This window comes from Pseudomonas fuscovaginae SE-1, from assembly GCF_000364705.1.
GTDB lineage: Bacteria > Pseudomonadota > Gammaproteobacteria > Pseudomonadales > Pseudomonadaceae > Aquipseudomonas > Aquipseudomonas fuscovaginae_A.
Map to the genome: position 1 here is coordinate 14,452 of NZ_AQOH01000098.1, position 20,333 is coordinate 34,784.

The 20,333-nt window shown below is 59.2% G+C and carries 31 protein-coding genes and 1 pseudogene; 29 read left to right on the forward strand and 3 right to left on the reverse strand.

Features of this window, described 5'->3' with window-relative positions:
• Window positions 1-460 precede the first annotated feature (460 nt).
• Window positions 461-1,048, forward strand: a complete 588-nt coding sequence (locus tag K675_RS0110970) for a hypothetical protein (RefSeq protein WP_017903569.1) — start codon at window positions 461-463, stop codon at window positions 1,046-1,048.
• 50 nt (window positions 1,049-1,098) lie between these two features.
• Here K675_RS0110970 and K675_RS0110975 read toward each other — a convergent pair whose 3' ends face one another.
• The 3 genes from K675_RS0110975 to K675_RS33960 all read right to left on the reverse strand — a co-directional run bounded on the left by K675_RS0110975 (window position 1,099) and on the right by K675_RS33960 (window position 3,074).
• The gene (locus tag K675_RS0110975; RefSeq protein ID WP_157383925.1) at window positions 1,099-1,527 is read right to left on the reverse strand and encodes a hypothetical protein; all 429 of its coding nucleotides are present in this window, start codon (window positions 1,525-1,527) and stop codon (window positions 1,099-1,101) included.
• Window positions 1,520-1,726 (reverse strand): hypothetical protein, encoded by a 207-nt coding sequence (locus K675_RS30640; protein ID WP_017903571.1) that lies wholly within the window; start codon window positions 1,724-1,726, stop codon window positions 1,520-1,522. The genes K675_RS0110975 and K675_RS30640 overlap by 8 nt, the downstream gene beginning before the upstream one ends.
• 229 nt (window positions 1,727-1,955) lie before the next feature.
• Complete coding sequence (locus K675_RS33960; RefSeq protein WP_332308403.1) at window positions 1,956-3,074, reverse strand: XRE family transcriptional regulator; 1,119 nt, start codon at window positions 3,072-3,074, stop codon at window positions 1,956-1,958.
• Between K675_RS33960 and K675_RS33610 the strand changes: the two genes are divergently transcribed.
• From K675_RS33610 to K675_RS0111135, 28 genes and pseudogenes are all read left to right on the forward strand, one after another.
• Window positions 3,045-3,248: a hypothetical protein gene (locus K675_RS33610; protein WP_017903574.1), complete on the forward strand. Its 204-nt coding sequence runs from the start codon at window positions 3,045-3,047 to the stop codon at window positions 3,246-3,248. The two genes, K675_RS33960 and K675_RS33610, sit on opposite strands and share 30 nt — an antisense overlap.
• A gap of 416 nt (window positions 3,249-3,664) precedes the next feature.
• Window positions 3,665-4,156: an HNH endonuclease signature motif containing protein gene (locus K675_RS34110; RefSeq protein ID WP_017903577.1), complete on the forward strand. Its 492-nt coding sequence runs from the start codon at window positions 3,665-3,667 to the stop codon at window positions 4,154-4,156.
• Between the two features lie 63 nt (window positions 4,157-4,219).
• A complete protein-coding gene (locus tag K675_RS0111015; RefSeq protein WP_017903578.1) occupies window positions 4,220-5,092 on the forward strand; it encodes a replication protein in 873 nt (290 codons plus the stop codon).
• The gene (locus K675_RS0111020) at window positions 5,082-5,888 is read left to right on the forward strand and encodes an ATP-binding protein (protein WP_017903579.1); all 807 of its coding nucleotides are present in this window, start codon (window positions 5,082-5,084) and stop codon (window positions 5,886-5,888) included. The genes K675_RS0111015 and K675_RS0111020 overlap by 11 nt, the downstream gene beginning before the upstream one ends.
• Window positions 5,888-6,196, forward strand: coding sequence for a hypothetical protein (locus K675_RS0111025; protein WP_017903580.1), 309 nt, complete (start codon window positions 5,888-5,890; stop codon window positions 6,194-6,196). The genes K675_RS0111020 and K675_RS0111025 overlap by 1 nt, the downstream gene beginning before the upstream one ends.
• The gene (locus K675_RS30650) at window positions 6,193-6,615 is read left to right on the forward strand and encodes a hypothetical protein (protein ID WP_017903581.1); all 423 of its coding nucleotides are present in this window, start codon (window positions 6,193-6,195) and stop codon (window positions 6,613-6,615) included. The genes K675_RS0111025 and K675_RS30650 overlap by 4 nt, the downstream gene beginning before the upstream one ends.
• Entirely contained in the window at window positions 6,608-6,862 is a 255-nt protein-coding gene (locus tag K675_RS0111035) for a hypothetical protein (RefSeq protein WP_017903582.1), read from the forward strand. Before K675_RS30650 ends, K675_RS0111035 begins: the two co-directional genes overlap by 8 nt.
• Window positions 6,855-7,442 (forward strand): DUF1367 family protein, encoded by a 588-nt coding sequence (locus K675_RS0111040; RefSeq protein ID WP_017903583.1) that lies wholly within the window; start codon window positions 6,855-6,857, stop codon window positions 7,440-7,442. Before K675_RS0111035 ends, K675_RS0111040 begins: the two co-directional genes overlap by 8 nt.
• A complete protein-coding gene (locus K675_RS0111045; RefSeq protein WP_017903584.1) occupies window positions 7,439-8,029 on the forward strand; it encodes a recombination protein NinG in 591 nt (196 codons plus the stop codon). The genes K675_RS0111040 and K675_RS0111045 overlap by 4 nt, the downstream gene beginning before the upstream one ends.
• The gene (locus K675_RS0111050; protein ID WP_026145098.1) at window positions 8,029-8,619 is read left to right on the forward strand and encodes a hypothetical protein; all 591 of its coding nucleotides are present in this window, start codon (window positions 8,029-8,031) and stop codon (window positions 8,617-8,619) included. The genes K675_RS0111045 and K675_RS0111050 overlap by 1 nt, the downstream gene beginning before the upstream one ends.
• A gap of 189 nt (window positions 8,620-8,808) precedes the next feature.
• On the forward strand, window positions 8,809-9,126 hold the full coding sequence (locus K675_RS0111055) for a hypothetical protein (RefSeq protein ID WP_017903586.1): 318 nt from the start codon (window positions 8,809-8,811) through the stop codon (window positions 9,124-9,126).
• Window positions 9,123-9,356: a hypothetical protein gene (locus tag K675_RS32970; RefSeq protein ID WP_157383926.1), complete on the forward strand. Its 234-nt coding sequence runs from the start codon at window positions 9,123-9,125 to the stop codon at window positions 9,354-9,356. Before K675_RS0111055 ends, K675_RS32970 begins: the two co-directional genes overlap by 4 nt.
• The gene (locus K675_RS0111060; protein WP_017903587.1) at window positions 9,340-9,573 is read left to right on the forward strand and encodes a hypothetical protein; all 234 of its coding nucleotides are present in this window, start codon (window positions 9,340-9,342) and stop codon (window positions 9,571-9,573) included. Before K675_RS32970 ends, K675_RS0111060 begins: the two co-directional genes overlap by 17 nt.
• Window positions 9,574-9,620: 47 nt before the next feature.
• Window positions 9,621-10,229: a putative metallopeptidase gene (locus K675_RS0111065; protein WP_026145099.1), complete on the forward strand. Its 609-nt coding sequence runs from the start codon at window positions 9,621-9,623 to the stop codon at window positions 10,227-10,229.
• A gap of 32 nt (window positions 10,230-10,261) precedes the next feature.
• The gene (locus K675_RS0111070; RefSeq protein WP_037006441.1) at window positions 10,262-10,735 is read left to right on the forward strand and encodes a DUF2280 domain-containing protein; all 474 of its coding nucleotides are present in this window, start codon (window positions 10,262-10,264) and stop codon (window positions 10,733-10,735) included.
• The gene (gene terL, locus K675_RS0111075) at window positions 10,735-12,282 is read left to right on the forward strand and encodes a phage terminase large subunit (RefSeq protein ID WP_017903590.1); all 1,548 of its coding nucleotides are present in this window, start codon (window positions 10,735-10,737) and stop codon (window positions 12,280-12,282) included. Before K675_RS0111070 ends, terL begins: the two co-directional genes overlap by 1 nt.
• Window positions 12,283-12,297: 15 nt before the next feature.
• Complete coding sequence (locus K675_RS0111080; RefSeq protein ID WP_026145101.1) at window positions 12,298-13,680, forward strand: DUF1073 domain-containing protein; 1,383 nt, start codon at window positions 12,298-12,300, stop codon at window positions 13,678-13,680.
• Window positions 13,681-13,945: 265 nt separating this feature from the next.
• Entirely contained in the window at window positions 13,946-14,761 is an 816-nt protein-coding gene (locus tag K675_RS0111085) for a minor capsid protein (RefSeq protein WP_017903592.1), read from the forward strand.
• A gap of 17 nt (window positions 14,762-14,778) precedes the next feature.
• Window positions 14,779-15,009, forward strand: coding sequence for a hypothetical protein (locus K675_RS0111090; protein WP_017903593.1), 231 nt, complete (start codon window positions 14,779-14,781; stop codon window positions 15,007-15,009).
• Window positions 15,006-16,184 carry a DUF2213 domain-containing protein gene (locus tag K675_RS0111095; RefSeq protein WP_017903594.1) on the forward strand — a complete coding sequence of 393 codons (1,179 nt, stop codon included), beginning with the start codon at window positions 15,006-15,008 and terminating at the stop codon, window positions 16,182-16,184. The genes K675_RS0111090 and K675_RS0111095 overlap by 4 nt, the downstream gene beginning before the upstream one ends.
• A 2-nt stretch (window positions 16,185-16,186) precedes the next feature.
• The gene (locus K675_RS0111100) at window positions 16,187-16,681 is read left to right on the forward strand and encodes a structural cement protein Gp24 (RefSeq protein ID WP_017903595.1); all 495 of its coding nucleotides are present in this window, start codon (window positions 16,187-16,189) and stop codon (window positions 16,679-16,681) included.
• 6 nt (window positions 16,682-16,687) lie between these two features.
• The gene (locus tag K675_RS0111105) at window positions 16,688-17,716 is read left to right on the forward strand and encodes a DUF2184 domain-containing protein (protein ID WP_017903596.1); all 1,029 of its coding nucleotides are present in this window, start codon (window positions 16,688-16,690) and stop codon (window positions 17,714-17,716) included.
• Window positions 17,717-17,780: 64 nt separating this feature from the next.
• Entirely contained in the window at window positions 17,781-18,104 is a 324-nt protein-coding gene (locus K675_RS0111110) for a hypothetical protein (protein WP_017903597.1), read from the forward strand.
• Window positions 18,105-18,143: 39 nt separating this feature from the next.
• On the forward strand, window positions 18,144-18,563 hold the full coding sequence (locus K675_RS0111115) for a DUF4054 domain-containing protein (protein ID WP_017903598.1): 420 nt from the start codon (window positions 18,144-18,146) through the stop codon (window positions 18,561-18,563).
• Window positions 18,564-19,163, forward strand: coding sequence for a hypothetical protein (locus K675_RS0111120; RefSeq protein ID WP_017903599.1), 600 nt, complete (start codon window positions 18,564-18,566; stop codon window positions 19,161-19,163). It abuts the gene before it with no gap.
• Window positions 19,160-19,531 carry a hypothetical protein gene (locus K675_RS0111125; protein ID WP_026145103.1) on the forward strand — a complete coding sequence of 124 codons (372 nt, stop codon included), beginning with the start codon at window positions 19,160-19,162 and terminating at the stop codon, window positions 19,529-19,531. The genes K675_RS0111120 and K675_RS0111125 overlap by 4 nt, the downstream gene beginning before the upstream one ends.
• Window positions 19,528-20,073, forward strand: a complete 546-nt coding sequence (locus K675_RS0111130; RefSeq protein ID WP_017903601.1) for a phage neck terminator protein — start codon at window positions 19,528-19,530, stop codon at window positions 20,071-20,073. The genes K675_RS0111125 and K675_RS0111130 overlap by 4 nt, the downstream gene beginning before the upstream one ends.
• An 18-nt stretch (window positions 20,074-20,091) precedes the next feature.
• Window positions 20,092-20,333: pseudogene (locus K675_RS0111135) on the forward strand (DUF3383 family protein); the annotation flags it as partial.

Genomic DNA, 20,333 nt, shown 5'->3' on the forward strand with positions numbered 1-20,333 from the left:
TGTGTCGGGTTGATTTCCCGATTGGCCCTCAACCTCGAAGGCCAAGCAGTGAAATCTGTTCTCCTCCCCATGCGCGGCGCCGGAGTCCTCTCTCTGGCCGGGTCACACATTTCGTGGACGGTGTTCTTCCCGACTGGCTTGCATGGTTTGGCGTACCCCCATATGGGGAGTCCGGCAGGTTCCAGAGCCTGCATGGGGATCGAAATTTGTGTTTCGCGCTGTACCTGGTTCCAGGGATCGATCCGCGAAGATTTCAGGTTTTTAAAGAGCGGTGGCCTTGAGGGCCTGGCGAGGGACTCAGTGGCGCCTCGTTGGGATGAAATATGTACCAACGGTTCACATTGGTCAAGTACCAAAAGTTCATATTTTTCTCGAAGGCGACAAAAAGCCCGCTCAGCGATACCTCCAGCTGGCTTAGGGCGACTGCTACAATCGGCGCATTCGTAGACAGGAGAGAGCGATGAAAAGGATTGTTGCGACGGCCTCCATATGGCTATCCATGCTTGGTACGGCTTGCATCGCGGGCGATTACAGCGTTCCACAGGAAAGCCGTTCGTTCATGAGGGGGTACAAATACGATTACCCTGGATGCTCAGTTCTATGGCATGAGGGCAAGGAGACGTTTCTCACGATCGGCAACGACTGCGAGAAAATCAGCTCGGAAAAAATGAAAGCGGACGCCATGAAGTCGATTGCGTACGTCCGCAAAAATAGTAGCGCTCAGAACTTTGAGGATTACTACAGCCTTACCAGCAAGGCGGCGCAGAGCTACACCCGCCAGCAAGCCAACCAGGACGCCGGGCAGATATGGCTATCTGGGTGCTCAGACTATAAAAACGGTATGAATGCTGGAGATTTAGGCGGATGGCTAAAGGTTGGCGACATCGCGAAGTCGTACCCTCAGATCAAGAGTATCGCTGCGAATAGGCTCTACATGGATGGGTGGAACATCGCCCGCGGGCTCGGTGGGGTAATCAATTGTCAGGAAATGGCGCCGTATCGATCTGCTGATTATGTGTCAGGCGTAGACATCAGAAAGGCGGAGTAGGGCGGAAACAAAAGGCCCGGCGCTGGGCCGGGCTTGTAGTCGCTTGGCGATCACTCGCCCTGTTCTTGGCTGCTGCTTTTCCCTTTATTTTTGCCCCAGTGGTAACCACCAAAGGTACCTGCGGCAAGGGAAGCTCCCAATTTTGCGAGGTCCATAATCAGATCCTTGGCGCCCATATGGATAGCGACCCCCGAAAATCCAAAGACCAACGCCGCAAAAATGGAGATGAACACATACCGATGGATCAGGTGGCTGTTGTATTTTGCCCACCGCCCCTCATGGAAGGACTTTTGAGCGTCAATTGCAGCCATCGCAATCCTCTCGTTGGATGCTATCTCCTGCTGTTTGATGTCAAGCTCATGACGCTTGACCTCTTGTTCCTTGGTGTTGGCCTCAGCCATTTTCGTGAGGACCCCAACCAGCTCCGTGGCTTTCATTGCCTTTTCAGGCTCAAGAACTTCCTGTTCTGGTTCAGTCAAAAGCCACCTCGAAGTGCTTGGAGTTCAGCTCCACATCAAACCGGCCGAACCCTTCGGAGCCGATCACTGGCGGTACAAATCTCACCTTTTTGATCTCGTCCCGATCGGTTTTAACGAAATCAGCAAATTGGGATGCAGTCATCGACCTGCGACCATTCACAAGGTAAGCCTCGAAAAGATTCACATTTTTGTCGGACATGGTCATCTCCTATGATTACATCGGCGCTTGTCATCATCATGTTGTCAAGCGATCCGGAGGTGGATTATGAAATCCTGTAACGCAAAGTCAACTGAATTCCGCGCCACGAAATTCGAAATTACAAAACGTGGCGCGCAACGTCACTATAGATCAGACGAACACAGATCGCGCTGGTTCAGTCATGGTATCGGCTGATAGGGAGGATTATTGAAATCAATTGCACTGAAATCTAAAGCATCCCGCCGCGCCAGACCACGCGCCCGATGATGCGCACCTCGTTGATCTCCCCATCCCTCAGCATCTCATCGCGGTACCGCGGGTTGTCGCTACGGATGATCCATCCGTCGATCTCCGACTTCACCAGGCGCTTGACGATCGTGCCCTTGGACTCACTTTGCAGGGCGAAGATCTGGCCGTCCCTGGGCTCAAACTTGGATCGATCCACGAGCAGCACGTCGCCGCTGTTGATCGTGGGATCCATGCTGTCGCCCTCGGCATAGATCACATCCAGGCCTTTCGGGTTGAGCCGGTTGGCCCGTAGCCAGTCAGACTTGAATGCAAGGACGCCGCGGATCTCGACGTGTGAGTTGTCCGCGCCGGATCCGGCAGCAGCACGCGCAGACAGCTGGGTCACTCCGGAATAGCTCGGGTCTTCTCCCAGGTCGAAGCCGCGGTATGTGCTTTCTGGCTCTGCAACGCCGGCAGGCGCTGGTGGCGGGGCGTCTCTCATTTCGCCCCGGCCGTATTCAAGCCATTCGACACGAACAGACAAGGCATTCGCCAAGGCGAGCATCTTTGCGCCTCCAGGCATGGCCTCGCCGTTCATCCACTTGCTTGATGCTTTTGGTGTAACGCCAGCCATTTTTGCCAAGCGAGCGCCCGCACCCCACTCGGCCAAGTCGTTGGCTGCCAGGGCTTCTTTCAGGCGCTTCACAAACGCCATACGTAACTCTTCGATCTGAACCATGGGTTCATGTTCGCATGCGCTTGCATGTACTTTCAGTTCCGACATAATATGTACTTGCAGTTCATATTTATTCTGGAGGCCCTCATGCAGGAGCTCAAAAAAGCAATCGATGATGCGGGCGGTGTCGCTGCCGTTGCGATCGCTTGCGGGAAGACGCCGCGTGCCGTCTACAAGTGGCTCACTGCTGGGTGTCTCCCGCGCACCGAATACACCGGCGAAACGAAGTACGCCGAGAAGATCGCCGCCCTGGCAAAAGCCAACGGGAAGCCATTTAAGGCTCCGCGTCTTCTGGCTTCGATCGCGCCAGTCAAATCCGCCGCCTAACCACCTACAGCAAGGAGCAGCACCTGTATGGCCTACGACGACCGCAGCCATCTGCATGACCAGATAACGCGAGTTCGCCTGGATCAAGACACCGACGACCTTCTCCGGTCGCTGGCCAAGTTCCACCGCACGCAAAAGGCAGTCCTGGCGCGTGAACTGCTGGAGGCAAGCCTCCGCAGCATGCTTTCCGAACTGGGTGAGCAAGATACCGGACATGGCACAGCGGCCTGAAGAGCCCGAGGAGGCTCTATGCCTGAACGGATTACTGCCGTCCCTCTGGACGAAGAGTTCGACGGGTTGCTCAAGGCTTTGGCGCAGAGAAGGGGATTGGACCCTGGCGTCCTGGCAGCAGAGCTGATCCAGAACGAACTGAAGAAGAGAACGGCGCCAAAAGCGCCTCGCGGGGCGGTTTTACCGTTTCGCCGACAGCCCTGAATAGGGCCTTAACAGAGCAGGAGAAGGGCCATGAATACGAAGCGAGATCCATCTGCGGCCGAGGTTGAAACACTCCAGGCGGTACTGACGAAAAGTCTCGGAGAGGCTTACCCGCAAGACATGAAAGACGTAGCCGTTTCCTGCGCCAGGTCTGTCAAGGCTGCTTTCGATGAGCTCTACAAGGCAGATCTAGCGCCAGAGTCGAATGGCTGATGGCGGAGAGGATTACAGCTCAAGAGGCAAGGCGGCTCTTCGAGGTGGTGGACGGAAAGCTGGTGAATCGAATTGATCGCCAGTTCGCAAAGGCCGGATCAATTTGCGGAGGAGTAAACGGCTGGGGATATGTCCACTTTCAGTATCAAGGCCATACCTACAAAGCTCACCGAGTGATTTGGCTTTGTGTCTACGGCAACTGGCCTGGAGAGCTCGACCATATCAATGGAAATCGCTCTGACAACCGAATCGAAAACCTAAGAGAGGTGAGCCGACAGGAAAATCTCCGCAACCAAAAAGTACGAACAAACAGCTCTACAGGTGCAATGGGAGTAACCAGGGAAGGGCGAAAGTGGAGAGCAAGGATTCGAGTGGATGGCGCCTTTATCCACCTTGGCTACTTCGACTCAATCGATGAGGCAGTAGCCGCGAGAAGGGCTGCAAACATCAAGTACGGATTTCACGAGAACCACGGAAGGCCTGCAGCCTGACATTCACAAAAAAGCCGACGGACAAGGTCGGCGATTTCGCTACAGCAACATGTGAGGAAAATCATGACAAAAATCGTCTCCATTGACAAGTCCAGGGGGTTCACCCGAATGGACAATTCCGTTATGGAGGCGCTTTCCACAGTAGATCTGCCAGCCCGTGAGTTGCGGGTTGTGATGGCTATCGCCCGTCAAACCATTGGGTACCAGGTCGAAACGAAGCGCCTTACCGCCGATGATCTCGGCAAGTTGACCAACATGCGCCGGGACGTCACGTCGAAGGCGATCAGCCATTTGCTGGAGCGCCGGGTTATCTACCGGATCGGCGGAAGCCGTGGCGACATCGGGATATCCCCCGTGTCGGAGTGGGTTTTCTTTGAGGAAAAAACAAAGAATCTCACTGAGACCAAATCGTCTCACTCAGCTCAAATCGTCTCACTGAGAAAAGAGCCGAGTGAGACCGAAACGGCAACTTCCCTTCTTTATTCAAAGAAAGAAACCCCCTATGTAAATCTTCCTTCGGAAGATGTTACATGCCCCCCCAAGGTTCAGGCCGAGCCGGTTCCCGAGCCAAAGGCTGATCGCAAGACCCCGTTCGGATTGGCCCAGTTGCTGGCCGACAACCCGCACCAGGTGCCAGAGCAATTGCTGGCCGACTGGCTGGCCCAGCGCAAGGTGAAGAAGGCCGCCGTCACTGCGACTGTCTGGTCAACCGTGAACACCGAGCTCGCCAAGTGTGCCCAGGCTGGAATCTCCGCATCCGACGCAATCACCGAAGCGCTGTCCGCCGGCTGGCAGGGCTTTAAGGCCAAGTGGGTGATCAATCGCATCCGCGACAACAGCTCGCAGCCACCCACGAACTCCCGCCACCACGGCTTCGACCTGATCGACTACGCCAGTGGCCGCACCCAGAACGAGGACGGAACCTATGATTTCTAACGCCATCGACCTGGAAGTGAACGACATCGAACGACGCCTGGGCGTGATCGCCAAGCAGCCGGGCAAGTGCGACAAGCACGGTGAGTTCGCTGTGATCATCCGCAAGAGCGGGCAGAGTGGATGCCCTGATTGCGCCAGGGAGGCCCGAGACGCGCAGGAAGGCATCGACCGCCAGGCAGAGCAGGACCGTGCCGCTGCCAACCGCCTGGAGCGCAAACTGGGGGCTTCCCTGATTCCTCGCCGGTTCATGGACAAGACCTTTGCCAACTACCGGGCGGAAACTGAGAACCAGCGCCACAACCTGGCCCGGTGCAAGCAATACGCCGAGAACTTCCGACAGCACCGTGATGACGGCCGCTGCGTGGTGATGACCGGCACCCCGGGAACCGGCAAGACTCACCTGGCCGCGGCCATCGCCGGCGCAATCATGATCGGTACCGGCATGACCGCCGTCTATCGCACCGTCGCTGGAATGCTCCAGTACATCAAGGGCAGCTACGGCGACAAGGCCGAATACACCGAGGCCCAGGCATTCGCCAGCCTGGTCGATCCTGACCTGCTGATCATCGACGAAGTCGGGGCCACCAAGCCCAGCGAGTACGAGCTGGCGACCCTGTTCACCGTGATCAACGGCCGGTACGAGGATCAGCGCCCGACCATCGTTATTTCCAATCTGGATTTCGACCGCCTGGGCGAAGTGCTAGGCGAGCGATCGGTAGACCGCCTACGGGAAGGTCGCGGCATCGGCCTGGTGTTCACCGGTGAGTCTGCGCGGCTGCGCAAGGAGGGTGTGTGATGGGCACCAACAAGATGCGCGAGCAGTTCGAGGCGAAATTCCCAGTGCCTGCCGGTGTTGCCTGGAAGGAAAGCATCGGGATGTACGAAGTGGTGGACATCTGGAAGCTGGATCAGGCGATCACTATCGGAAAGTACAACTGGCTTTGGGAGGGCTGGCAGGCCTCCCGCGAGGCCGTGGTGGTAGAGCCGGTCTGGCCTGACCACTACGACTACACCAACTCTGATGTCGCTGGGGCCGCAGTGCTCGACTGCCGTACTGCATTCCAGAAAGCCATGAAAGCCCAGGGCCTGAAGGTGGCGCCATGACCGAAGTCCATCGTTACAACGTAGTCAAGATGCTTTCCGAGGGCGGCAACCGGATCAGCTACGACCCGCACGGACCCGAGGTGGTAATGGCGGAAGCCTATGACCAGCTCAAGGTCGAGAACGAGGCACTGCGTGCTATGGCCGGCGAGATATACCAGGTTCTGGGTTCTCTCGATGCACCAGAGAACGCCCTAGATCAGGTGAGCGCAGCGGCAAATGGGCTGCGCCTGCCGCATAAGACTGTGTTGCCGTTCCTCCCTGATGAGCATGAGGCCCTGCGGAAGGATGCGGAGCGATACCGTGGGGTTCGGCGTGCAGCCAACCGTCAGGGCTTCACTGATGAGCAGTTCGACCAGCAGACCGACACCCGGATTGCGAGCTTTGATGCGGCCATGGCCAAGGAGGCATCCCATGGCTGATCTCAACTCGATGTCGCCTACGGCGCGGTCGGCGGCCATGCGCGGCGGAATGGATGGCTGGGGTCATGTCGGCGGCCTGCCTGGCCAGATTCGGTACCACGAGCCGGTCGACGCGAAGTCGCGCCGCCGCTGCGGCTGTGGTTGCCGCCGGCGCGCCACCCATCGAGGCATGGCCAATGGCGTGTGCCTGGTCGTGGGCTGCGACCTGTCGATGCGCCGTTGGTTGAAGGAGGCGAACCATGGCTGATCTCGCCCTTATCCGCACCGCCCAGGGTCTCGTTCCTGCCACCGAGGCCGACCGCGAAGCCATCCAGACCTGGAAGACCGGTCAGGTCATCCATGGCAAGTTCACCAAGATGCGCAACGCCCGTTTCCACGGGAAGTTCTTCGCCATGCTGGATCTTGCCTGGGACTACTGGGAGCCGGTCGGCGGCCTGATCCCGCGCCAGGAGCTGCGGGGCATTCGAGGGCTGGCGAAATTCTTCGAGGAAGCCAGCGGCAAGCCCGGGCAACTCTCGCATGCAGTGGAGGCCTACATCGCGCAGCTTGAGAAGGACCGCGCCGAAAGATTCCCGGCCGTGGACAAGTCCCGCGAAGCATTCCGCGACTGGATCACAATCGAGGCCGGCCACTACCACCTGGTGCAGACCCCTGACGGTATCCGCAAAGAGCGCAAATCGATCTCCTGGGCATCCATGGATGATACCGAGTTCGAGCCGCTGTATCGCGACGTCTTCAACGCCTGCTGGCGTTTGGTTCTTTCGGCTCACTTCGAAAGCGAGGAGGCGGCTCTGGCCGCCGCGGACATGATTGGGAGTTTCGCATGATCGCCAAGCCACGACGCCCGAAGAAGTGCAAAAACCAATCCTGCGGGGAATCGTTCGTTCCTCAGCGCCTCGGCCAGGCGGTATGCAGCCCCAAGTGTGCACTTGCGACGGTCGACACGAACAAGGAGAAGGCCAGGAAGTCGTTGGCTCAGGTTGAGCGCAGGGAGATCAGGGCCAGGAAGGAGAAGCTGAAGTCTCGCAGCGACCACATGCGCGAAGCCCAGCAGGCGTTCAACGAGTACATCCGCACTCGTGACCAGGTCGCCGGCCACCTATGTATTTCCAGTGGCAAGCCACTCGATTGGAGCGGGAATGCAGTGGATGCCGGCCATTATCGAAGCGTCGGCTCTGCACCGCACCTGCGGTTCGATGAGCGCAACTGCCACGCACAAAGCAAGCAGGACAACCGATTCCTATCGGGCAATGCCGTTGACTACCGGATCGGCCTGATAGCTCGCATCGGCCTGACAGCAGTTGAAGCGCTTGAGGCTGACCAGAGCGTGCGCAAGTACACCGTCGACGACCTGAAGGCGATCAAGGCCGCTTACCGGGCCAAGACCAGAGAACTCAAGAGGGCTGCAGCATGATGAAACTTAACTCGGCACGCTTGGCCTGGCACGATGCCTACTACACAGCCCGGGACAGCCAGGGCGCAGTCATGCAGGAGATGGGCTTACTCGGCTGCATGGTACAGCGCACAGAACGCGGTAAGACTGCCACTCATGCGGCGCACCAGGCGCTTGCAGGCCGGGTGCAGCAGGCCGTCGACACGCTGCCTGCCCACCTGAAGGCGTTCGGCAACCACATGTACAGTCCGCTGGCCACCGATGACGACCGCGAGGAAGCAGAGGAGGCCCTATTCAGGACTGCCTACGCCATGGGCCAGCGCATGTACGCGAAGAAGTTCGAGAAGGCCAAGCACGTAGCCCGGGGCGTTCTCTACCGGTACCGTCGGATGCACCAGGGCGGGCAGAGCGAAGGAGTGGACCCATGCCCGACACCTGAAGCATTCCGCGGCTGGCTGATGCACTGGTTCGGCTTCGAGCTCGACTCCAGGAACTGGGAGCGCGAATGGGGTGAGTTCGTGCAGTGCTGTTTCGATTCATGCAACGACCTGGACAAAGCCGCTTTGGTGCCTGTCTCTTCGGCGATAAAAATAATGAAAAGTGCTGCTTGACGACAAATGTGCGCCTGAGGCAAGCTTTCTCCCATCGTGACAATTTTGCCTCCGGCAAACATCAAATTCAGAACCCGGCCACCGCGCCGGGTTTTTCGTTTTCAGGGCCTCATAAGTCCCTCAGATCCATCAGCGCTCCTTCGTGCGCCTTTGCCCGCTCAAGCCGGGCTTTTTTATTCTTGGTGCCCTATGACAGAAGTATCGCGCATTGCAGATAGCACCGCGTTCAAGGTCGCCGTGCCGATCCTGCAAACGGTTCTGTCGGCCGCTGCCATAGGTGCATTCGCCTATGTGGTTAACTCGCTAGGATCTCTTCAGATACAGCTCGCCTCATACCAAACGAATCAGGCCCTGATCGGGCAGAGGGTTGAGTCCTTGGAGCGGGCAAGGGAGTCGACAGACAAATTCGTCGATTCCCTCCGGATCACCACACAGCGCCAAGAGTTTCAGATCAACCAGATAGGTGAGAGCCTGCGCGAACTGGCCAAGAGCGGACGACCAAGATGAAGACCGTGCTGATCGTGATTTTCCTGATTGCAGGGTGCACGAACAGGCCAACATCTCCGTCGAGTATCACGTTCGCGCCATCAGGCCTGGCGGCAACGAGCTGCATTCCGACCGAGCGCCTTACTCGACAGCTGAGAGAGGCCCTCAAGAGTCGCGCTGAATGGAAGCGCTACGCCGAGATCCTGGAAAAACTACCTGCAGCGAAGGCGCACCATGACCCTTATCCCTGAATGGCGAAAGTTCTGGCGCATGACCAGCGTTCAACTGGCAATCATCGGTGTTGCCCTCAACGCGGCTGCCGCTGGCTGGTCCGCCTTCCAGGGCGCTGTAGATCCGCTGATCTTCGCATCGGTGAACATGATCCTCGGTATCGGGGTGGCAGTGTTCCGGGTGATCCAGCAGCCGGAGCTGCGAGTTGACGATAAGCCTGACGAGCCAAGTAATTAATCGCGCCACAAATTGACCATGCGTCATTTCGTGGCGCCGGAGTATGCATGAGCAGGCCAATGCCACCGACTGAACTGCTCGAGCATCTGTTCCTGACGCTACGGCCTGCCCCGGATGTGTGGGGGTGGATCAGAGCTGAGGTGTTAGCCGATACCGGAAGCCTGCACAACCCTGACCATGCTCATCTGCTGGATGCGAGCGTCGGAGTCCTATGGGCTTCGTCAGTCTTCGCCAAGCAGGGTCGCACGGTGCTGGGTCAGGCCGAGCAAGTGATGTTCCGTGCTGGCGGCTGGCAGAAGGCTCGACAAGAGCAGCAGATGCGGGAGTGGTTCGGCGAGGAGCCGGATTACCTCATTACCTTGGCTGCTGACTACTGCGACCAGTGTTCCGACGCCGAGTTCTGCGCATTGGTCGAGCATGAGCTTTACCACATCGCCCAGGCTACTGATGAGTACGGCGCACCAAAGTTCAAACAGGACGGCTTGCCAAAGCTCTACCTGCGCGGACACGACGTCGAAGAGTTTGTCGGCGTGGTCCGTCGCTATGGTGCGAGCAACGACGTACAGCAGCTCATCAATGCTGCGAGCAGGCTGCCTGAGGTGGCCAACATCAACATTTCGAGGGCCTGTGGCACATGCCAGCTTAAGCTGGCATGAAGTTTGACGGGCGCCTGACGGAACAAACCAACATGGCAACCCTGAACAACGAAGTGAAGGCGTTCATCGTTCAGGCCTTGGCCTGCTTCGATACGCCGTCACAGGTGGCCGAGTCAGTCAAACAGGAATTCGGGCTGGTGGTCACCCGCCAGTCAGTCGAGGCCTACGACCCCACCAAAAGGGCGTCGCGAAACCTGGCAGCCCGCTGGGTGACTCTGTTCGAGGACACCCGCAAGCGCTTTCGGGAAGACTCGGCAGAAATCCCGATCGCCAACCGATCCTATCGCCTCCGAATGCTTGATCGCATGGCTTCTCGCGCCGAGAGCATGAAGAACATGGCCCTCGCTGCGCAGCTCCTGGAGCAGGCCGCGAAAGAGTCAGGCGGGGCATACACCAACAAGCAGCAGGTTGACCTGAGATCCTCGGATGGATCGATGACGCCAAAGGCGACTCAGAACGTTGACCAAGCACTGGTGTCCGCGCTGGTAGATAAGCTGGTGGACTGATGGCTATCAAACCTATCGAGTGGGACGCGCTGAGCCACGCTGAGCGCTCCGCCTTGATAGCAGCTGGCGAGCACAGCCCGCTGGCGTTCACGTCACTGTGGTTCAACATCACCCAGGGCGACAGCTTCCGTACCAACTGGCACCACCACTATTTCGACTACGCCGCCCGCAAGATGCTTGCCGGTGAGGCGCAGAACATCATCGTGAATATCCCGCCAGGTGGCACCAAGACCGAGTTCTGGTCTGTCCACCTGCCGGTCTACACCATGGTGAAGCACCGCCGGGTGCGCATCCTCAATACCAGCTACTCGAAGAACCTGGTCGACGAGAACAGCGAGCGTAGCCGCGCCCTGGTCAAGTCCTCGGAGTTCCGCGAGTTCTACCCCTTCGACATCGAGAAGGACAAGGTAGACGACTGGACGCTTGCCATGGATGGCAAACGCGTACACCAGCTGTTCAGCCGTTCCAGTGGCGGCCAGATCACTGGTGTTCGTGGCGGCTACATGGGCGACGGCTACACCGGTCACATCCAGGCGGATGACTGGGACAAGATCGACGACCTGTTCAGCGAGGCGAAGCGGCGCAAGTCGCACACGCGCCTGGTGAACACCCTGCGCAGTCGAAAGGCGCACAGCGGCACGCCGTTCGTTGCCATCCAGCAGCGTGGGCACGTCGACGATTCGACGGCTTTCCTGCTGTCCGGCGGCATGGGTCTGAAGATCGACCTGCATATCAAGATTCCTGCCCTGGTAAACCAGGAGTACATCGACAGCCTGCCCGATGGCATCCGTGAGCGCTGCATCAAGAGCGTGTGCGGATCTGAGCAGGTTGACGGCTACTGGTCCTACTGGCCAGCCAAGGAAAGCGTTCATGACCTGATCGCGCTCCGCACGGCTCACCCGTACACGTTCAGCAGCCAGTACATGCAGGATCCCGACACGCTCGACGGCGGGATATTCTCTGCAGATGACTTCCTCTACTACGGGAGCGAGGAAGGCGCCGATCTGCCGGTGCCGGACAAGTTCGACTACCGCTTCGTCACCGCCGACACCGCACAAAAGACCAACACCTGGAACGACTGGACTGTGTTCGCGGAGTGGGGCGTGGCCGAGGGGCGCATCTACCGCCTGGGCCTGAAGCGAGGCCGGATGGATGCCAAGACCCTGCGCCGGGAGTTCGAGGCGTTCGTCAAAGGCTGCTGGGCCAAGAACGGAAAGCAGAACGGCATCCTGCGAAAGGTCTACGTCGAGGACAAGTCCAGCGGCACAGGGTTGATCCAGGAGATGGAGAAGCGCCTTCCGCTCAAGGTGACGCCTGTCCCGCGAGAGCGCGACAAGCTGACCCGCGCGCTCGACGTGCAGGGGTTCCATGCTGCCAAACTGGTGTGCCTGCCATACGGCGATGACCAGAACTACGAATTCGTCTGCGAGGTTGCATCGTTCACCGCTGACGACAGCCACAAGCACGACGATCAGACCGACGTGATGATCGACGCCCTGTCCGAGGTATTCATCAAGGGCAAGCGCTCGATCAGAGACCTCCTATGACCCATTGGTGATTACATGAGTAAGAAGGGCATCATGCCGGCCGACAAGGACCTGGGCAAAGCCCTCACCAAGGCGGCCAGGAAGTATAAGCAATCGGTCAGGTCGTCGAGTGACGGCCTAGTAAACGTCGTGTCCGGCCTTGGCACCGGAAAGGCCAAGCGTTCGCACAACCAGTTCCAGTACGCCTTTCTGAACGACTTCCAGCAGCTCGACGCAGCGTACCAGACCAGTTGGCTTGCTCGGGCAATCGTGGACTACCCGGCTGAGGACATGACCCGCGAGTGGCGCACCCTCAAGTGCGACGATGCGGACGTAATCCGAGCCGAGGAGGATCGCCTTCAGCTGCCGGCAATGGTGAGTGAGGCCACAAGCTGGGCTCGCCTGTACGGTGGCGCTGGCATCCTCATGCTGACCAATCAGGACCTGACCAAGCCGCTCAATCCGGAGAAGATCAAGAAGGGCGACCTGTACCGCCTGCTAGTGATCGATCGCTTCGACATGACTGCGATGGATCTGAATCAGACCAACATCCTGGCCGCGAACTACCTGCAGCCTGAGTTCTACACCATCGCTGCAGGCGCCCAGCAGATCCACTGGACGCACTTCGCCAGGTTCGCAGGGGCCAAGCTGCCGCGCCGTCAGCGTGCGCAGACTCAGGGCTGGGGTGACTCAGAGCTGCGCAAGTGTCTCGACGACGTGATGGACATGGTCGCCAGCAAAGACGGCATCGCCGAGCTGATGCAGGAAGCGAACGTCGACATCATCAAGCGTGTCGGCCTGTCAGATGAGCTGGCCAGCGATCAGGACGACGCCATCACGAAGCGTTACGCCCTGTTCAGCATGATGAAGTCGTCGATCAATCTGGCGCTGCTGGATGACGAAGAGACATACGACCGGAAAACTCTGGACCTGTCTGGCGTTGCGCCAGTTCTCGACCTGCTCATGACCTGGATCAGCGGCGCCGCCGGCATACCTGTCACGCGCCTGTTCGGCGAATCAGCCAAGGGCCTTGGCAATACCGGTGAAGGCGACGATACCAACTACCACAACCAGCTTTCCTCGAAGCGCCTGACTCAGATTGACCCTGGCCTTCGCCAGCTTGACGAGGTGATGGTGCGCTCGGCGACCGGGCGATGGATCGACGATTTCAACTACACCTGGAACCCATTCAAGCAGCCTGACCTGGTGCAGATTGCTCAGGCCAATAAGGCCAATGCCGAGACGGACATTGCCTACAAGGATGCCGGCGTGATCACCACCAGCCAAATTCAGCGCAAGCTGCAAGCCGCCGAGCTCTACCAGTTCGACGACGAGAAGATCGAGGCGCTGGAGGCTGATGAAGACCTGACCATGTTCAATGACCCGGTGGATGACCCGGACAACAAAGGTGATGAGTGATGAAGGTATTCAGCCGAGCTCCTGACGGGACAACTCATGTCCGCCTCTGGCATGCGCCATACAACGGCGGCTGGGTGTGGCTCGACAAGAAGCAGTGGAAGCGCTTTTCATGTGGCTGGCACAAACCAACCCTCTGGTGGTGCTTCGGCGGCTTCTGCGGTCGCCTAACGCTTCAATCGGTGCCGTGGGGTAAAGATCCTGGCGCCGCCGCTCGCCAGACGGTAGCAGACGCCGTCAAGCAGGCGAGTTGAAGAGGCTGTGACCCATGGACATGATCGGCATCCAGTACAACGCCAAGCTGCAGCGACTGGTGAAGCAGATCAAGGCGTCGATCGACAAGGAGCTCAAGCCGCTGGTCCGTCAACTGGCGCCTGAGTACACGCAGGACGCTATCGCAACAACTGACGCATGGTCAGACCTCATCCTGAATGCGATCTCATTCCTGACAAGTCGCTGGAGCTCTCCAGCGGTACAGGCGGCTGGCAATCGCATCGCCGGCGAGTTCGTTCAGTCCGCGCTGAAGAGGTCCGAGCGTGACATCAAGAAGTCTGCAGGCATCGACGTATTCAGTGGATCAAAGACCATGCAGGACTACCTGCATGCCTCGGCACAGCAGAACGCCCAGCTCATCAAGTCAATCCCCGCCAAGTACCTGGAAGAGGTGCAGACGCTGGTGATGGCAAACATGCGCTCAGGAATGCGGCCTGGCTACATCGAGAGTGCTCTGCAGGAACAGTTCGGCGTGACGCAGCGCCGGGCCAAGATGATCGCCCGCGACCAGACGTCGAAGATTCAGGGTGAGCTGGCCGAAAAGCAGCAGAAGGACGCCGGCTTCGAGTACTTCGAGTGGGTCGACTCCGACGACCGCCGCGTCCGGCATCGCCACCGCGAGATCGCTGACAAGGTCACTGCCTACGGCAAAGGGATCTACCGCTGGGACAACCTCCCGCTGAGCTCAGACGGCAAGCCGATCAAGCCAGGCTCCGACTACCAGTGCCGATGCATCGCGCGTCCAGTGAGCGCCCGCGAGGTCAAGGCCAACCAAGACGCAGGCCGAACAGCGCCAGGCGTTTACCGATAACCCAGAGGGTCCAGTGCATGTACATCAAGCTCAAAAGCATTGATACCGGCGTTGAGCATGTGTTCAGCACCGAAGAGCATCACATCGCCTTGAAAGTCACCCCGGAAGAACTGGAGGCAATCCAATCGATGGCCGTGACTGATGACGGGAAGGCGCTCAGCGGCGCCGATCACCGAACATTTGCATGCATCAGGCCGGTTGATGATTCGGAGATGGAGGCGCTCTCGGAGTGGGCGAAAGAGCCATGAAGTGCACGGTTTTTGACCGGGCTGGGTACCGCATTACCCAGCGGGAATACACCGACGAGGGGTTCCTCAAGGTTCCAGGCCGGGTGGCCCGCACGGGCATCCAAGAGTACCTGGCGCGCGAGCTGGGGCTGGACGGTGATCCGAACCGCATCGTCCGCGTGTACCGGCCGCCAGAAGAGGTGTTCAACGACACGTCGCTGGGCACCTACGACGGCGCCACGGTGACGAACGATCACCCGAAGGATCTGGTGACGGCGCGGAACTACAAGGCAGTGTCGGTCGGCGAGGTTCGCGGTGCTGGTCGCCGAGACGGTGAGTTCGTTGTCTGTGACCTGATCATCAAAGACCAGAAGACCATCGACGACATCAACTCCGGCAAGTGCGAGCTATCTGCGGGATACACCGCCGAATACGTCTATGGCCCTGGCCAAACCGCTGACGGTCAGGACTACGAGTACACCCAGCGCAACATCATCATCAACCACCAAGCGGTGGTCAACAAAGCGAGGGCGGGCGGCAACGCTCGAGTCTTCGACCACAACCCAGGAGGCAACACAATGCCTGTACTTATCACCACCGATAGCGGGCGCAGCGTTGATGTTGCTGATCCTGCGAACGCCCAGCTGGTCGCCGACTCGTTCGACCGCCTGCTGAAGCGTGCAACCGATGCAGAGGCCAAGGCTGGCCAGGCGCAAGAGATCGCCGACAAGGCTCAGGCCAGCGCCGATGCAGCCAACGAGAAGCTGGATGAGGCCCGTAAGGCGTCCGGCGACGAAGCCATCGCAGCACGTGTGAAGGCCATCAGCACCACCCAGGATCTGGCCCGCAAGGTTGCCGGTGACGGCTTCACCTGCGACAGCCTGGACGTGACCGAGATCAAGCGAGCCGCGCTGGTCGTGGCCCGCCCGAAAGTCGCCTGGGGTGACAAATCGGCCGCCTACATCGAAGCCGCTTTCGACGCCGAGTCCGAGAAGGATGAGGAAGAGGACGGCGACGGCAACGGCGGTAAGAAGCCGAAGATGCCAACCGGTGATGCCGCAACCCTGCTGGCTCAACTTACTCAGTTGGCCAAGGATGGCGCGTCCACCACGAACACCACCACTGACGCCAAGCCAACCCCGTATCAGGCCCACAAGCAAAGCTTGTCCGGTGCCCACAAGCAGAAAGGAGCCTAACCATGCCAGTTCAAGGTGGTAATGCAATCAACCACGGCGTCGCGTACGCGGGCATGGTCGCTGACGGCGAAGTGTCCAACGGTGTCTCCAAGGTCAACAAGGGCACCGTCAACATCGCTTATGGCCTGGGTGTCGTGACCGATGGTGACGACGGCGCCAAGCTGCCCGTCGCTGCCTCGACCGCTGCACAGTTCATCGGCGTCGTTCGGCGCGAGCTGAACCGCGCGTACACCTCGACCGACACCTTCGGCGCTCTCGCCAAGCGCGACATGACCGTCGAGACAATGGCGCCCATCTGGGTTACGGCTCGCGTGGCTGTCGCCAAGGATGACCCGGTTTACCTGGTCGTCGGAGACGGCACCGGTACCAACCAGGGCCAGTTCTCCAACGTGATCGGAGCAGCCGCAACTCTGGCAGTACTGATCCCCAACGCCAAATGGGTCAGCTCGGCATCGGCCGGCGCCCTGGCGAAAATCTCTCTGAAAGTCGGGGGCTAATCGATTATGAAGCTCAAGAAACTCGTCGTAGCCATCGACGCCGCCATCGCGTACCAGGTAGGTCGCGACATCGAGCAGGTCGCGTTCCATGATGGCCTGCCTACCGTCGACGACGGCCTGGCGTTCTACATCAGTCAGCTGGCCAGCCTGGAATCTCGTGTCTATGAGGCAAAGTATGCGGCCATCAACTACGCCGAACTGATTCCGGTCCACACCGAGTTGCCGGAATGGGCCGACAGCTGGGACTACATCAGCTACGACGCCGTCACCATCGGCAAATTCATCGGTTCCAGCGCCGATGACCTGCCGAACGTGGCCCTGTCGGCCAACAAGTCGTCGGTGCCGATCGGCTACGCCGGCAACATGTACGACTACAGCCTGGATGAGCTGCGCAAGTCACAGCAGCTGCGCATCCCCCTGGACACCACCAAGGCCCGCGCGGCCTTCCGTGGTGCTCAGGAGCACACCCAGCGCATTGCGTACTTCGGCGACGCCACGCGCGGCATGACCGGCGCGTTCAACAACCCGAACCTGGCTCTGTCGAACTCCACGTTGAACTGGTTCGACCCTGCCACCACCGGCATGCAGATCGTCGAGGACGTCGATGACTTCCTGGGAGATGTCTGGACGAACTCGGCCACCGTTCACGTACCGAACGTCCTGGTGCTGGACTCGGCGCGCTGGCGTCGCATCAACAGCATGCCGATGTCGAAGGAGCTGCCGAACACCACAGTTCTGCAGTACCTGAAGGAAAACAACGTCTACACCGGCTTGACCGGTCAGCCGCTGCGCGTCGAACAGCGACTGCAGCTGTCCGCCGCCCAGCTCGCGGCCAACGGCGTGTCCAACGGCAACAAGGACCGCATGATGGCTTACGAGCTGAACGACGAGAACCTGGGTATGCAGGTGCCGATCCCATGGCGTTCCCTGGCTCCGCAGATGTGGAACCTGAGCGTTCGCGTGCCATGCGAGTACAAGATCAGCGGCGTCGAGTTCCGCTATCCATTCTCCGGCGCGTACCGCGACCACGTGTAACCCTTCGCCTGGCCGCCAAGCCCTACCCAGGGTGGCGGCCGGGACAGCCAGACGAGGAAATGCCATGCACCTGAAGAACGAAGCTGCACGACTGATCACCATCAAGCATAAGGCCAATGGCGAACTGATCAGCTACCAGATCCTACCGGGCGAAAACCCTTCTGTAGAGGTTCCGGACGAGCTCGCCAAGATTGACTTCGTCAAGGCGCTGCTCGATATCGGCGACTTGCGTCGAGTCGGTGCCGACGAGCTCAATGACGATGAAAGCGAAGAAGGCGGCGACGATATCGAGGTCCTGCGTGCCGAAGCCGAAGCCCTTGGTATCAAGGTCGACAAGCGCTGGAAGGAAGCAAAGCTGCGCGAAGAGATCGCCAAGGTCTCGGCGTAATACCAGGGCGCCATGCGCCCAATCATTCAAGGTGAGCGCATGCAAATCACTCCGGAAATGATCGCGGCCTTTCGCGAGGACCCGCTGATGAAGGCGTTCATCGACCCGGTTAAATGGCCTGACGCCATGGTCTCCGATGCCCTGTGCGAGGCCGATACCGAGACGGGCTCGTCCCGATGGGGCGCACTTGAGCTCACCTGCTGCAACTTCAAATGGCGCGGCATGAAGTATTACGCCGCGCACTGGCTCGCAACCAACTTTGCCACGCTCGGCGCCAACGGAACACCGAACTCGGAAGCTCGCCTCAACGTAGCCGAGAAGTCCGTTGGCGACGAGTCTATCAGCTATCGCGTTCCACAGATGATGGATGCGGGCACCGACTGGCTGACGTACACGAACTACGGTCAGCAGTTCTACAGGCTCAAGAAGCGCGCCGGGATGGGTGCCAAGGCGGTTTAGATGATCACTCTCGAAATACAGGGTTTTCAGGAGCTGCAGGCCGAGCTCGAGAAGGAGTTGAGCGCGTTGCGATCGGACAGGGTTGTCACGGTCGGCATCCATGAAGAGGCAGGAGATGTCGAGTCGGGCGACCTGACCATGGCAAGCCTTGGCGCTATCCATGAGCTCGGCGCCGATATCAAACATCCTGGCGGGACGTCTTACGGCTACGCCAGCAAGGCGGCCGCAGATCGGGATGAAGTGCGTTTCCTGAGGACTGGCAGCGGATACATGGAACTCGGCGTAACGAAGCCCCACAACATCAATATCCCTGCCAGGCCATGGCTTGAGCCTGGAGTAGCTCAGGCCACGCCGAAGATCTTGGAGGCGATTGAGACTGGTGTTGCTGCAGGTCGATCCATGGATCAGGTCCTAGGAGCGATAGGGGTGGTGGCTGCGGCCGAGGTGAAGGTCTACATGACCGAATTGAAGTCGCCTCCGAATGCCGCCTCGACAATTCGCAAAAAGGGGAGCGCCAACCCACTGATTGATACTGGTGCAATGCGCCAATCAGTCACTCATCAGGTCTCGATCGGGCCGGCTACCGAGGGTCTCGAATGAGCCTGAATATGGAGGGTCAGATCGATGGCGTATTTGAAAGCGTCCCCGCGAGCCGAACGGTTGACACCAGTGGTGACTGGATCGATGGAATCTGGACGCCTGGCGCGCCAAGCGCCGCCCCGTACACCGTTAACATCCAAACAGCGAACGACCGAGAGATTGACTTCGTCCAGCGCGCTGGTGAGCGGATCGTTGATGTCCGGCGCATCTACATCAACGAAGGCGATATGCAACTGATCGACCAGACCGGAACCTGGGCGTTCCTGGGTCAGCAGTGGAAGGCCGTCAAGGTCGACAACCGCTACTGGCGGAACTACTGCAAGGTCATTGTCACGCGTATTGACGATCAGTCGGGCGGCCCAGCATGACCAACGAAGAGCTGTTCAAGAAGCTGCGCCCAATAGTGATGCTTGCGACCGGCGTGCCTGAGTGCCTGCTCGCCGATCAGGCCGGACCGGGCAGCATGCCGGCACCAAAGGGCGCCTATGCAACGATCACACCAAGACAATCGGTCAGTGAGCGCGGACAGGCCAACGTCACATCGCGCGACATCCCCGGCGACCTGGTTGAGTACGAGGTTCGGGCGCAGATCATGTGTTTGGCCAGCATCAATTTCTACCGCGGCGAGGCGCTGATGTACGCAGAGCGCCTGAAGCAGGCCAACAAGCGACCCGACATCAGCATGATGCTGTTCAAGTCCAAGATCGGCTGGAATAGCACCGACGCAGTGAACAACCTCACCAGCCTGCAGTCGGCCAACTTCGAACAGCGGGCGCAGATCACGCTGCGCCTGATGTACGAAGCCATCAGCCTATCCGAAATCAACAACATCCTGAGCGTCGAAGTGGCGCTTCAGGACGAGAAGGCCCGGGTGCTCGACACCTTTACCGTGGAATTCGACCCCACATAACCACTTGGAGCTAGCACAGTGAGCTATCCAGCTACCAACATCATCCGGATCAATGCCCGGATCAGCCCGGCGGGCCTGGGCAATGCGAACTTTGCCAGCGCCATGCTGTTCGCCCCACAAACTGCGCTCCCTGTCGGGTTTGCGCCGGATACCTATCGCACCTATTCCGGGCTGACCGAGCTGGCTACCGACTTCGACGATACCACCGAAGTGTACAAAGCAGCTCAGCGCTGGCTCGGCGGCACGCCTGCCACTCGCGA